The sequence below is a fragment of the Pseudovibrio sp. W74 genome (genome assembly GCF_001623085.1).
GTDB lineage: Bacteria > Pseudomonadota > Alphaproteobacteria > Rhizobiales > Stappiaceae > Pseudovibrio.
In genome coordinates this window covers 17,409-30,535 of sequence record NZ_LMCJ01000024.1, presented here as the reverse complement: position 1 = coordinate 30,535, position 13,127 = coordinate 17,409, and the positions used below count along the sequence as shown (strand labels likewise).

The 13,127-nt window shown below is 50.0% G+C and carries 11 protein-coding genes; 6 read left to right on the top strand and 5 right to left on the bottom strand.

The window, feature by feature from the left end; translation table 11 throughout:
- Positions 1 to 88: 88 nt before the first annotated feature.
- On the bottom strand, positions 89 to 2,929 hold the full coding sequence (gene uvrB / locus PsW74_RS17805; RefSeq protein WP_063290155.1) for an excinuclease ABC subunit UvrB: 2,841 nt from the start codon (positions 2,927 to 2,929) through the stop codon (positions 89 to 91).
- A 334-nt stretch (positions 2,930 to 3,263) separates the two neighbouring features.
- Here uvrB and PsW74_RS17800 point away from each other — a divergent pair, with 334 nt between their 5' ends.
- On the top strand, positions 3,264 to 3,749 hold the full coding sequence (locus PsW74_RS17800) for a hypothetical protein (RefSeq protein ID WP_057461141.1): 486 nt from the start codon (positions 3,264 to 3,266) through the stop codon (positions 3,747 to 3,749).
- 5 nt (positions 3,750 to 3,754) lie between these two features.
- Entirely contained in the window at positions 3,755 to 4,255 is a 501-nt protein-coding gene (locus PsW74_RS17795) for a hypothetical protein (protein WP_063290009.1), read from the top strand.
- A 53-nt stretch (positions 4,256 to 4,308) separates the two neighbouring features.
- Here the strand turns inward: PsW74_RS17795 and PsW74_RS17790 are convergent, their stop codons facing one another.
- From PsW74_RS17790 to PsW74_RS17780, 3 genes are all read right to left on the bottom strand, one after another.
- On the bottom strand, positions 4,309 to 5,511 hold the full coding sequence (locus tag PsW74_RS17790; RefSeq protein ID WP_063290010.1) for an outer membrane protein transport protein: 1,203 nt from the start codon (positions 5,509 to 5,511) through the stop codon (positions 4,309 to 4,311).
- A gap of 613 nt (positions 5,512 to 6,124) precedes the next feature.
- Positions 6,125 to 7,309, bottom strand: a complete 1,185-nt coding sequence (locus PsW74_RS17785; RefSeq protein WP_063290011.1) for an outer membrane protein transport protein — start codon at positions 7,307 to 7,309, stop codon at positions 6,125 to 6,127.
- 639 nt (positions 7,310 to 7,948) lie between these two features.
- Entirely contained in the window at positions 7,949 to 8,887 is a 939-nt protein-coding gene (locus PsW74_RS17780) for a heparan-alpha-glucosaminide N-acetyltransferase (RefSeq protein ID WP_208988051.1), read from the bottom strand.
- A gap of 259 nt (positions 8,888 to 9,146) precedes the next feature.
- On the opposite strand from PsW74_RS17780, the gene PsW74_RS17775 reads away from it, so the two are divergent.
- Positions 9,147 to 9,518: a septal ring lytic transglycosylase RlpA family protein gene (locus PsW74_RS17775; protein ID WP_244271785.1), complete on the top strand. Its 372-nt coding sequence runs from the start codon at positions 9,147 to 9,149 to the stop codon at positions 9,516 to 9,518.
- 115 nt (positions 9,519 to 9,633) lie between these two features.
- Positions 9,634 to 10,611, top strand: a complete 978-nt coding sequence (locus tag PsW74_RS17770; RefSeq protein ID WP_063290014.1) for a DUF1402 family protein — start codon at positions 9,634 to 9,636, stop codon at positions 10,609 to 10,611.
- A 48-nt stretch (positions 10,612 to 10,659) separates the two neighbouring features.
- Here PsW74_RS17770 and PsW74_RS17765 read toward each other — a convergent pair whose 3' ends face one another.
- A complete protein-coding gene (locus PsW74_RS17765; RefSeq protein WP_057461148.1) occupies positions 10,660 to 11,325 on the bottom strand; it encodes an MBL fold metallo-hydrolase in 666 nt (221 codons plus the stop codon).
- 547 nt (positions 11,326 to 11,872) lie between these two features.
- On the opposite strand from PsW74_RS17765, the gene PsW74_RS30145 reads away from it, so the two are divergent.
- Both PsW74_RS30145 and rlmJ read left to right on the top strand, forming a co-directional pair.
- Positions 11,873 to 12,523 (top strand): cold-shock protein, encoded by a 651-nt coding sequence (locus tag PsW74_RS30145; RefSeq protein WP_063290015.1) that lies wholly within the window; start codon positions 11,873 to 11,875, stop codon positions 12,521 to 12,523.
- Between the two features lie 197 nt (positions 12,524 to 12,720).
- Positions 12,721 to 13,127 (top strand): 23S rRNA (adenine(2030)-N(6))-methyltransferase RlmJ (gene rlmJ / locus PsW74_RS29845; RefSeq protein WP_244277874.1); only part of this gene is annotated, 407 nt, incomplete at its 3' end.

Sequence of the window (13,127 nt, the reverse complement as noted above, 5' to 3'; positions counted from 1 at the left end):
CCGAAAAGTGGAAACCGGTTTTCGGATAAAGATACGCAAAAACAAAGGCTAAAGCAGTGCAGGTGTTTCAACTTAAATGCGAACTGTTTTAGTTCTTCTTTCGATGGGTCCGCGTGCCCGGTCGCCCGCCTGAGCTGCGACCCGAGGAGGTCCGGCGCGGTTTCTTCTCGCCGGTTGCACCAGCTGGTGTCGGCAGGTCTGTTCCCGGCCCCATCTCACCCAGCCGTGGCTTATGCACCTTGCTGCCAGCATCAGCTTTATCCGCCTCTGCCTTGGGCAGGTTGCCAGCGGCACCATATTTCTTCTTCCCACCAAACCCACCGGTTTGCTGCGCAACAGAAGTTTGTCGTGCCATGGGGTCATCGGCAATTGCAAGCTCGGTCTCTTGCAGGCGTTTGATCTCATCACGCAACCGCGCCGCGATCTCAAAATCAAGATCAGCTGCAGCTTCGCGCATTTTCTTCTCAAGGTCCTCAATATGGCCTTTGAGGTTGTGACCAATGGTGGCCCCTTCCTCGGCAAAGCCAGCATCGACAGAAACATGATCCTGCTCGTAAACGCTCTCCATGATATCGCCGATAGAGCGCTTCACGCTCTCCGGCGTAATGCCATGCTCTTCGTTGTATTCTTCCTGCTTCGCCCGGCGACGGTTGGTCTCTGCAATAGCCCGCTCCATAGAGCCAGTCATTCTGTCAGCGTAAAGAATGACCTTACCATCCACATTACGCGCAGCACGACCAATGGTCTGGATCAACGAAGTTTCAGAACGCAGGAACCCTTCCTTATCAGCATCCAGAATAGCCACCAAAGCACACTCAGGAATGTCCAGCCCCTCACGCAACAGGTTGATCCCGATCAGTACATCAAACGCTCCAAGGCGCAAATCACGCAGGATTTCAATCCGCTCCAGCGTATCAATATCAGAGTGCATGTACCGCACCCGCACACCATTTTCGTGCAGATACTCGGTCAGATCCTCTGCCATGCGCTTGGTCAGCGTTGTCACCAGCGTACGGAAGCCCTTCGCCGCCTTCTCCCGCACTTCGCCTAGTAGATCATCCACCTGCGTCTTGGCAGGCCGGATCTCGATATCAGGATCAGTCAGACCAGTCGGGCGGATAACCTGCTCCGCAAACACGCCGCCGCTCTCATCCATCTCCCAGTTGCCCGGCGTGGCTGAAACCGCAACGGTCTGTGGCCGCATCGCGTCCCACTCTTCAAACCGTAAAGGCCGGTTGTCCATACAGGACGGCAAGCGGAAGCCATACTCCGCCAGTGTCGCCTTACGCCTGAAGTCACCTCGGTACATCGCGCCAATCTGCGGCACAGTCACATGGCTCTCATCAATAAACACAAGCGCATTGTCAGGCAGGTATTCAAACAGCGTTGGCGGCGGCTCACCTGGTGCACGGCCAGTCAGATATCGGGAGTAGTTCTCAATGCCCGCACAGGCACCTGTTGCTTCCATCATCTCCAGATCAAACGTACAGCGCTGATCCAGCCGCTGCGCTTCCAGCAAACGGCCATGGTCATTCAGCTCCTGAAGGCGTTGCTTGAGTTCTGCCTTGATAGACTTGGTGGCTTGGTTCAGCGTCGGCTTCGGCGTCACATAGTGTGAATTCGCGTAGATCTTCACCAGTTGAAGCTCACCGGACTTTTTGCCCGTCAGCGGATCAAACTCGGTGATGCTTTCAATCTCATCGCCCCAAAGGGAAATACGCCATGCCCGGTCCTCATAGTGCGCCGGGAACACTTCAATCGTATCCCCCCGCACGCGGAACGTCCCACGCTGGAAAGCTGCATCATTGCGCTTATATTGCAGCGCCACCAGATCGGCGAGCAGCTGGCGTTGCTCAACCTTCTCACCAACCTCCAGCTGGAAGGTCATGGCCGTATAAGTCTCAACCGATCCAATACCGTAGATACAGGAGACCGACGCCACGATGATCACATCATCACGTTCCAGCAGCGAGCGGGTTGCGGAGTGGCGCATCCGGTCAATCTGCTCGTTGACGGAGCTTTCTTTCTCAATGAACGTATCCGTCCGCGCCACATAAGCTTCGGGCTGATAGTAGTCATAGTAGGAAACGAAATACTCAACCGCATTGTTCGGGAAGAAGCTTTTGAACTCGCCATAAAGCTGCGCCGCAAGCGTCTTATTCGGTGCAAGGATCAACGCCGGACGCTGTGTCTGCGCAATCAGCTGCGCCATGGTGAAGGTCTTACCAGACCCGGTAACACCCAGCAGAACCTGCGTATTATCTCCATCCGCGAGACCGGCCTTCAAATCCGCAATCGCAGTCGGCTGGTCCCCTTTAGGCTCAAATTCGGATTCCAGCACAATCGGAACCCCGCCCTCGGACTTTGACGGACGCTCCGGCCGGTGCGGAACCCAGGCATCCTCTCCAGACTCATCAGAACGCCCCTGCTCAATCAGCCGTGCCAGCGCCTGAACAGTCGCTGTTGCTCCGGTGATCGTATCTTCCTTGGCCTTCTTCTTCTTTTTCTTCGTCTCTTTGACGTGACTATCAAGAAGCTTCTCAGCATCTTCCAGTGAAATATCTAACCCCGCGACCGGGTTCAAACCACCCTTGGCCCGCTCACGCGGATCACTCGTGGCCCCCATGGAAGTGCCCCGCGCAGACTTGGCAGGTGCCTTCTTCGCCTTGGCAGCAGGCTTTTTCGCAGCTGGCTTCGCTGCAGCTTTCTTCTTCGGGGCAACCTTTTCTTCACTCGGCTGCTCTGCTTCCTTGCGTGCCTTCAGACCGGAAAGATCTTCATCAGCAATCTGGTCCGCCCAGTCAGAAACGGAACCTGACAATGGACTGCCGGAAAGTACAGGCTGCGGAGCTTCCCCAAAGCCAGAGGAGGACCCCTCAGCTTCAGGCAATGAAGAAGAACTGAAAGATTTTGTAGGGCGCTTAGTCATGGGTGCACTATGCCGTGAGTCATTTGGAAAAGAAAGTATGTTCTTAGTTCGTTCCATCACTCTCGCCTATTCATCCTCTTAATTTCTCAGCAAAGCGTTCCATCGAAAAGCAGGAACCCGCTCCCTACGACACGTGATAAACAAACAGCTTTAGTTTTAAAAGAACCCGTTGCCTTCTCTTAACCAGACTGACCGCATTGAATTGAGTGATGCCTGAGGTTGCCGCAGACTGCGCCATAACAGCCAGAGCGTGTTCCACTCAATAAAACTAGTGAGGAAATCACTCTGACATCAGCTTGACGCTCATCTCTCATACCGAGCAGGAATAACAAGAATGAAAAACGTACATTTCGGACTTGGTACAGTCACCTTCATTGCCACAGCTCTTTTCCTGACCACAGCTTCCCAGGCCGCTCCCCCAAAAAACGTAAAGGGCGAAGTGCTCGTTCCGCTCAACTACATCATTGGCTTAAAGGAAGACGGTTCATCAGACCCGGCTGTGACAGAGGCCTGCGAGAAAAAGTACGAATTCGGCATGGGCAAGGAGATCTTCGTCGAATACCAGATCAGCCCAACCCAAAACCGCGCAATCGCTCTGGTGGAAGACACCGAAGTCCGCCTCACTCCTCTGGGTATACCGGAGACTTACTCCTTCACTTCAGACAAGATGCCCGATGTTCTCAAAAGCAAAGGCTTTCTGAGGGTCATCTATACGATGGAAGACGACTTCGACGATGAAGTGGTGCACATCATCGCGGCAGGAGACCAACCAACAGACAAATGCTTTTTGAGCACTGAAGCCTTTAAGCTGAGACAGTAAGGCAAATGCCTTTCTCAGCAATCGTCCTTCAGAACAGACCATTTCGCGAGAAAGCGGCAGTGCTGTGCATTGCTGCTGCAGTCCACTTAGGCTCAGCTGGCATGGCAAATGCGCGACTGGTCACAGAAGAACTCATGCTGCCCATCGCCCACTTTGGAACAGCAGTGAGCGCGGGTTCGGCTTCCTCAGACATGACCGACCATTGTCAGGAAATTTATGATGAGTTTCGTGGAACGGCAGTGTTCGTCGATTATGAAATCGACACCAGCTCAACCTACGCCTTTGCTGAAATAGCGGTTGCAGGGGAAGTCATCAAAATGACAGCCCACCCGATCAAAGCTCACTACAAATTCTTCAGCAACAAACTACCCGACCATCTCTCAAGCCTCGGGGCTCAAGCCGTGATCTTTCGGATCAACAATAAGTTCAAACAGCCATCCGTCGAAATCCGCTTCAGCAACAACAACCGCTACGAATGCCACCTCATCGCCTCAGCCCCAAAATAAAAAAGGGCCAGAGATCACCATCCCCGGCCCCATAATTCTCAAAATACTAAAGCTTAGAACGCTACACGGATCTTGGAAGAAACAGCGAAGTTCCAGGAGGAGTCGTATTCGTAGTCGGTGTTGACTTCAGTAGTCGTAGCTCCAACCGTCCTCTGAATATTGTAAGCACCTTCGCCCGCAGTTTTATAGATGGCGCGGCCACCCAACGAAAACTTCACATTTTCGGTTAAGTCATAAGAGCCGCCAAGACCAAGTGCATAGTAGTCAGAGTAAGGCCCACCAATACCTTTATCCCAAGTAAGAGTACTTCCGACGCTGAGTTTCTCGGTTAACTGATGTCCAACACCAGCTTCAACGATCCAACCATCGCTATAACTTAGATCACGTACAACAGTAGCACTTGCAGCTGGCAGATCGACACTTAGCTCGTTCAGGACACTCCAATCAGTCCACTTCACACCCAAAGAAACAAGCCAACCTGGAGCAACCCCGGTCTGAATCTTAGCTTCAAGAGACTGTGGAAGTGTCGCATTTGCAGATGCGGCGAGCGGAACAGCGACCAAACCTGCCAGGTCACCCTCAAGATCAAGGTCAATCTCGGATTCATAGGCAACAAGAGCCCGCAAAGCAATTTCAGGCACCTCAAATGCAGCACCCAAACGGAAACCATACTCTCGATCAGTCTCTACATTGATAGCAACATCCGATTCTGTGAAGGTGCTCGTATCCAGTGATCTTGAAAGTTGCTCATAGTCTACGGTTACAGACCGAACACCACCAAATACCCGTATGAACTTGCCATCAGAAACTTCGTGCTTATAGCTTAACATCGCATCAATGCCGAGTGCATCAGCGTTGGTTTCAGCAATCGCAAAGCGTCCATTCCAGTCAAAACCAGGCTGCTCGCTAATCGCATATGGCTGACTAACTCTTGCGAAAAGATCCAAGTTATCAGTTAGACCAAGCTTTACAGAACCAGAGTTCAGCCACAAATTTGGTGCAATATCATCAGCTTTTGCAGAACCCAATGCGCTGAGATCAATCACGCTATTTACTGTGGTTTTTGCATTTTTAAAGTCAACATTGCGAAGCGCTACTGTTGACTGAGCCTCAAACGCGAACCGCTCTTTTGCGAACAGCAAATCGTAGTCTGCAATGCCTTCAGTGGACCAACCGCCTGCAAATGCAGCAGCCGGAATCATGGATACCGCGCAGCCCAGAACGGTTGTCTGAGCCAATGTCTTGAGAACACGCATGCCCTCTCCCCCTTATGTTTCCCCGTACACAGTGTTTAAAACACTGATTTTAGGTTCATTCAGTTAGGAGCACTTGCTTAAGATACGGAAATTGCAACGCGTTTCACCCCAATGCGACACACATGCTATCCGCACTTAACGAGCATCAACGTGCCTCGCGCCAGTGCAATCCCACCAATTTGCAGAGCAAACTGATATAGTTCTGACTGCATGCATAACGCATCGGGAGAAATAATCACCCCTCCCATAGTATAAATACTACGCCATTTCGCTTGGGTAAGCTTTTCTAGACTTTAATATAACCTAAGGTAAATTAGGATGTTATATTTACTAGTCTCAAACACAGGCCAGTTAATCGTAAAGAGAGACCAAGCATTAGACGATAGTCAAACTTACCTATACGTAAATTACTTAAGAGTTTTGGGATAGGTTTTCCAACAATCCAACATGCTCATTTCTCCACAAAACTGTTGCACAAACAGCACAAATTGAGCTGCATCTTGCACAAATCACGCACAATGAGGGATTCCCCTCAAATCGCAATATGAGCACCTAAAACAAAAAAGCCGGAGACAATGCCTCCGGCTTTGTATTTGAGTTCTTCGCAAGTACGTCAGAACGACAAACGTACCTTAGTATTCACCGCATAAGCCCATGATGCGTCATAGTCATACTCATTGACTGTACCTGAGGCAGTATTAGTCGCATCTCCTGAGCCAGCTGTCTTGTAAATTGCAGCTGTACCTAATGTGAATTTCACATTCTTACTGGCAGCATAGGAACCACCAAAACCGAAGGTATAGGTATCGGAATAACTGCCCCCAACACCACGGTCCCACTGCAAAGAGCTACCAAGGCTCACTTGTTCAGTTAGTGCGTGACCAATACCAGCCTTAATTGTCCAGCCATCCTTAAAATTCAGGTTTCTATGAACAGTTTCCCCAACCGGCGTACCAACTCCAGCGACTTCACTATCGACTGACAGCACATCAATCACAGACCAATCCACCCACTTAACTCCGGCGCTAACCAACCAACCTGGAGCAATACCGGATTGTACATTGAGTTCAACAGATTGGGGCAATGTCAAAGATGCGGTGCTATCATAGACCTTGTTACCACCTACAATGGTATCTCCACTCAGGTCGGATTTAATCTGAGAATCATAGATTAAACTCGCACGCATAGCATAAGCAGGCACCTCGTAAGCCACACCAACGCGCCAACCATAGTCCAGCCCATCTGCCTTCAAATCAACTTCTGCTGTTCCAGCTAAAGGGTGAGCTCCCTTGGAGTAATAGCTTAGATCCTGCGCCTTCACACCTGCAATTGCACGGATGTAACGCCCCTCCCCGACCTGAAACCTGTAAGCGCAGGTTGCATCAAATGCGAGTGTCCGCGCTTGTGTCTCATAACCAGAAAATCGACCACGCCAATCAGGATCCATTTCCTCTTCAATCGATAAAGGATTATTTATGCGCGCCAGACAGTCAGCATTGTCTGTAATACCGAACTTCAGTGCACCTTGATAATTCCAAATGTTAGGCGTTGCCCGGGATGAAACAGGACCAGTAGTAACTGGCCCAAGACCAGCAACAGCGGCTGCAGTGATGTCATAATCAACATTACGGTCAACATAGGTCACAGAACCTTCAACCACGAAGTCCTCTGGAGCAAAAAGCAACTCTGATGAGCCTATGCCAAGCGTATCCCACGCACCTGCAAAGGTGGCACTTGATCCGGCCAGCACAAAGCAGCCTGCTGCAAGGCCTCGGCCTGCATTCTTCAAAACCCGCATTCTCTTCCCCCATACTCGTGAGCTTCCGGTAATTCCCCAAAACCGGGCTCACTCCTGAAGGGATGCGAAGATATGTCGTGAAAGAAGAGCTCACCTCATGGAGGTGACGCTATGTTTAAAACATTATTTGAGCATAGATTACGACTATACTTCCCCCACAAGCACGAAAATCCCAACATCACTTCATAATAACTGCGTATATTTACCAAGTGATATATTATCCGTACATTTAGAGTGGTCAATACCATCTATCTGTAGTTTTGAGTATTTTTCTTCTAAAGGTAACTTTATGTCACCTGCATAATTGAGCAAAATATGACTTACTCATGGAAATGACATCTCGGGTCAGATTGTAAAAATCTCATTCAATTCCAAAGCTTACGTATAGGTAATAGAACAAAAGCGCGACCTTTTAGGAAAGGAAGAGCTCATGAATGCCCCCTTGAGATTTCAGCGACCAGAAAATGTATATTTTTTTAGAGGAATAGCTGCGCACCAGAATAGTTGATGCCCAACTCTCCGAAATTTCAGAGAGCTCTGCCTGACTGATTCACAAACAGATCGGCTAAATCAGCTAAACGCGGGCGTATCTTCCTTGGAGCAGGAGGATAAAATCATGTCGAAAAGGGGATATCGAACCTACCGGCGCAGACACACCTGAAAGACCTGCTGCGCGATTTCACGCACATCCGCATCATTCGGTCTTGTCAGCAAGTCCTCCCACATGCCTCGCTCTTTTATTTCAGAGGAGGTACACCGACACGCCTGCTCACACTGCCTGGCATCCACGGTCTGACTGCACGCCATCACGCAAGATTGCTGAAAGCTTCTGACCTGAACATCGCCACTGGTACCAATCACCCCAGCAGTCACGCCAGCCCAAACGATCCCGAACAGGACCGGTTGGTGCAGAAGGTAGGTCGCAAGGGAATGTCGACCAAACCACGCAAAACAACGCGAAAAAACGCTTGGAAACGCAGAACCGCGCAAAAACCGCAAAAGATTATAGCGATGTAGGATATCCCCGCACCCGACACCCAAAAGCACTGGCCCAAACCAAGGAATAAGTGGCACATAATCAACGGAAACTTCAGGCAAGGAGTTGAGCCCAAGCCAGAAAAACTGCCGGTATGGCAGCACATAATCCCCTAGCCAATGGTAGAGAAGGATCACCCCTGCCCCACATAGCAACGCAAACACGTAATGAACACGCAAAAACGGCAGGGCAAGTAGGCTCGACACCACGATGGAATGTAAAATTCCAAACCGAACCCATTGATCCTGAAAGATAAAATAAGTCGCAACAGAAACCGCAATTGCAGCAATTGCGACCTTGACCTCCCGGCGCCAGAAACTCTCCCAGCGAATACCACTTTTATGCGCCAGCACCAGACTGAACCCAACCAGAAACAGAAAACTGCCCGCAATCAATTGCGCAAACAACCGCCATCCTGCAGAGCCGGACACATCCCAGTCAACAACTCCAAACCATGAAAGATCCCAGGAGAAATGGTAGATTGCCATTGTCAGGAGTGCGAGGCCGCGGGCGACATCCGCGAGGATAAGTCTTCCAGTCAATGGGTTTTGCTGCACTTTATTCCCCTATCCGGAACATGTTCGCACGGTTCACACCGCTACAAACGCGATCAATTTTTTCAATCTACATAAACCAACTCACCAACACAGAAAATCTCTCTGGTCCCTAAAACGAGGGAAACCCTGTATAATTAGCGGAGTAAAATAGCCAATAGGCTCCAGAATGTCTTGTAACAACAAAAGCTTGGCTCATCGCAATGGTCGCATTTACGATCTCCTCCTGTTCATCATCGCCATTTTGATTGTGTCTGTCGCCTTCATCCTGCGCCCTCATCAGGTGGAAATTAAAAGAACATCTCAATGCGGAGAAGCTTCCTGGTATGCCCTCACGTCCCAAACGGCGAGCGGGGAAATGATGGATCCGGCCAAGCTCACAGCAGCTCACCTAACACTGCCAATGGGTACAAGAGTTCTTGTGACCAACTTATCAAACGGCAAATCTCTGACAGTACGGATAAATGATCGCGGCCCATATGCTCAAAACCGCTTGATTGATCTTTCCAAAGCAGCAGCCTCGAAACTGGGCTTTATTCAAAGCGGCGTCACACACGTACGCATTTCAGTTGCCAATGAATTTAAGAAATATCTGAATGGGCATAATTGTAAAAAATAACACCATACTTATTGCAGAAAGCATAAATCCATATCTGAATAGATTTTTAGGACAATTCATCTAGATATAAAGCAATCAAAACCAACAGCAATTAATAGTGCAGAGTTCGATTGCTATGACATTACATCAAAAAGCAAGTGCATTTATTCTAGCAACAGCCCTAATATTATCTTCACCTGACTTATTGCTAAGTTCAGCACAGGCGAATGTTCCGCTCAAGGTTCCCGCTGGCAATCGCCTTCAAAGCCAGCCAACCATCCCCAGCGCATCCGCAACACGTACCAAAGCCTTTAATCGAACCTATGAAAAAAAGTTCCAGCGCATTCTCAAAGTGCTTAAACGAGAAGGCCGCCTGATCAAGAACATCAAGAAGGTCGCCAGTCTGTACAACATAGACCCGGTCCACATTCTGGGAGCGATCGTCGGAGAGCATACCTACAATTATGATAGCCTCGACAGCGCTCAGGGCTATTACATGAAGGCTCTGCAATACGCGCGAATTCCTATTTCTTTCCAACATGATGGCGAGAAAGTCTGGAGTTTTGTAAAGCGCCCACAATTCAACACATGCCGCCGCCAGGAAACCAGCAACAGCCGCTGGAGATGCTACGAACTCATTTGGAACACAAGGTTCATGGGCAAAACTATCGGCTCGGTTCGCTACCCGCGAGAGCCCTTTCACAGAGCCTTTTTCAGGCCAATGTTCGCAGGCCAAAGCTTCGGTTTAGGCCAGATAACGCCGCTCACAGCCCTAAAGATGAATGACATGGTCAGCAGCATCAGCGGCCTACCAAAACTCAGCTCAAAAGATGCCTCTGGCCTTTATAAAACGGTGATGGACCCAAACAAATCAATCCACTACACCGCAGCAGTGCTAAGAGACGCCATCAACGCCTACAAGAAGGTCGCTAACGTCGATATTTCCGAAAACCCTGGCATCACATCGACCCTGTATAATCTCGGAAACCCTTGGGAACGCGCCATTTCCTATAGAAACAAGCGCAGAATAACACCAGCACATTTGCCGCGAGAAAATTACTACGGCTGGCTCATCAACGAGCGCATCGACGAACTCCAGGCAATCCTTAGATAAAAAAAAGGGGAGCTCAAACTCCCCTTCACGCTCTCAGATAACCATCGGCTATTTCAGATATGGATTGTTCAGCCTTTCGTGGCCAAGCGAAGAAGCTGGCCCATGCCCCGGCAGGAACGTAATGTCATCTCCCAGCGGCAAAAGCTTTTCCTTGATTGAGGCGATAAGCGTATCATGATCACCACCCGGAAGATCAGTTCGCCCAATCGACCCTGCAAACAACACATCACCCGAAATCGCCAGTTTCAGGTCTTTGTTGTAAAACACAACATGCCCCGGCGCATGGCCCGGGCAGTGTAGAACCTGAAATTCAGCACCCGCAGCAGTGACCACATCACCTTCAACAAGCCATTGATCTGGCTCTACTTTTCTGACCGTGTCCAAACCAAATTGCTTGGCCTGATCTTCAACACGATCAATCAGTGGGCGATCATCTTCATGAGGGCCAATCACTTTAACATCCAACGTCTCTGCCAGTTCAGCAGCACCGCCGATATGGTCGATATGCCCATGAGTGATGAGGATATGCTCTACAGTCACATCCAGCTCTTTAAGCGCAGCAAGAATGTGATCCACATCCCCGCCCGGATCAACAACAACAGCTTTGCGCGTATTCTTGTTCCACACGATGCTACAGTTCTGCTGGAAGGCAGTGACCGGAACAACAGTTATCTGAATTCCCGTCAGATCTGCTTTATTGCTGGCATCACTCATAAGTGCTTCATCTCCAAATTCCGAATTCTTCGCACCATACAGTAATCAGATATGCCGGGCTACTCTCAGCCTCTTTTGAAACCAGCTAATATTACGGTTTTCAAATACAACCTCAAAACCAAGCCCAAACGAATACCATTTAAAATTGCAGTCACAGTCAAACATGCAAATATCATTTGTCTTCGCAAAAATATTCGATCTTTTAGATGTAAACAATAGGGTTTTATCCTCTCATTTCTGGATACACCCCCAATTTCATAGGGTTTTACCTCCGCCTTCCCTAGGAAAAGCTTGCCCTATTACCAAACTGAACCCTATTATATGCCGCGCATACGTAAAGACTGCCTATGTTGAACTGGCCACTATTATTACCCGGCCAAGCAATTAGGAAGTGTTTGCGATGCAAGGCAGGTAGGAGCTCTTAACCAAAGCCCCACTAAGACATTTGATTATTACTTTGTGTGTTTTCGGACGGGCAATTGGCTTTGAGAAAGCGAGTACATGCGGATACTGGCAGGTTTAAATCCGCAGGAAAGGCGATATTGTAATGCATAATGGGAATTCGGGTCGTCGTCCACGCAGCAAGCGAGGCGGCAAGCGCGAATTTGGGGATTCGCAGAATTTCGGCCCGGAGTTTGGGGCACCAGCATATTTTCCAGGAGATTCCGAGCGCGGCGCCTACGCGCCTCCTGTGGTGGAAAATGAACGCAGAGGTCCCTACGGTAACCGCAGTCCGGGAGGATACGGCGGAGACCGGAACAACGACTATCGCGCGAGCGGGCATGGCGACAATGACCGTGGCGGCGGGTATGGCAACCGTGGTGGCGGCGCCGGAGGCGGTGGCTTCCGGGACGGACCAAACGGTGGTGGAGGCGGAAGACGCAGCTACCCACCAGTTGAACGGGGACCTCGCCAGTCTGGCACTGTCAAGTTCTTCAAGCTGGATAAGGGCTTCGGCTTCATCACACCAGATGATGGCGAAAGCGATGTATTCGTCCATATCTCAGCTGTTGAGCGCTCCGGTCTGACGACGCTTGATAGCGGGCAGCGGATTTCCTTTGAGACTGAACCTGATCGCCGGGGCAAAGGTCCAAAGGCAGTTGAACTGCGACTGGAAGATGGGACTGCAGCTTCATCTGAAACAGCTGAAGCTCAGCCAGAGATGCGCGACGACTTTGACAGCATGGGCCAGGACTAACCATTCTGGACTTGCACTGTTGATTTACTAAAGGCAGCACTTTGCTGCCTTTAGTTTTGCGCTCACGAGAATGCTTTGCGCCTTGTGTCCCTGCCCACCATCAGACTATAAGGCCGACAACAAACCTATTAACAAGAGCGCCTCTAGAGAACTCCACCCTGGCAGCAGCGCGCGATAAAGGCCAACAGGCGCCCACCATGAACTATCGGCACATTTACCACGCAGGCAACATTGGCGATGTACTTAAGCATATCGCCCTCGCCAACATCTTGAAGTACCTCCAGAAAAAAGATGGAGCCTACAGAGTACTGGACACGCATGCCGGAGTTGGCCTGTATGATCTGACCTCTGAAGAGGCCCAGAAAACCGGAGAGTGGCAGCAAGGCATCGGCAAAGTGCTGGAAAATCTTGGCGATGCGCCAGGTCCTGTGAAGGAAGTTCTCGCTCCCTGGCTGGAGACAGTCGAGACTCTCAATCCGGGTGGCGGCGTAAAATTTTACCCCGGCTCCCCTGAAATTGCCTGTATGCTCGCCAGAAAACAGGACCGTCTAACGCTCACAGAACTTCATCCAGAAGATTTTGAAGAGCTGAAGAACAATTACGG

Bases quoted from the DNA above. Each gene is read 5' to 3' on its own strand.
- PsW74_RS17770 (WP_063290014.1), top strand. From the start codon at position 9,634: ATGACATTACATCAAAAAGCAAGTGCATTTATTCTAGCAACAGCCCTA.
- PsW74_RS17790 (WP_063290010.1), bottom strand. From the start codon at position 5,511: ATGCGTGTTCTCAAGACATTGGCTCAGACAACCGTTCTGGGCTGCGCG.
- PsW74_RS30145 (WP_063290015.1), top strand. From the start codon at position 11,873: ATGCATAATGGGAATTCGGGTCGTCGTCCACGCAGCAAGCGAGGCGGC.
- PsW74_RS17785 (WP_063290011.1), bottom strand. From the start codon at position 7,309: ATGCGGGTTTTGAAGAATGCAGGCCGAGGCCTTGCAGCAGGCTGCTTT.
- uvrB (WP_063290155.1), bottom strand. From the start codon at position 2,929: ATGACTAAGCGCCCTACAAAATCTTTCAGTTCTTCTTCATTGCCTGAA.
- PsW74_RS17800 (WP_057461141.1), top strand. From the start codon at position 3,264: ATGAAAAACGTACATTTCGGACTTGGTACAGTCACCTTCATTGCCACA.
- PsW74_RS17795 (WP_063290009.1), top strand. From the start codon at position 3,755: ATGCCTTTCTCAGCAATCGTCCTTCAGAACAGACCATTTCGCGAGAAA.
- PsW74_RS17765 (WP_057461148.1), bottom strand. From the start codon at position 11,325: ATGAGTGATGCCAGCAATAAAGCAGATCTGACGGGAATTCAGATAACT.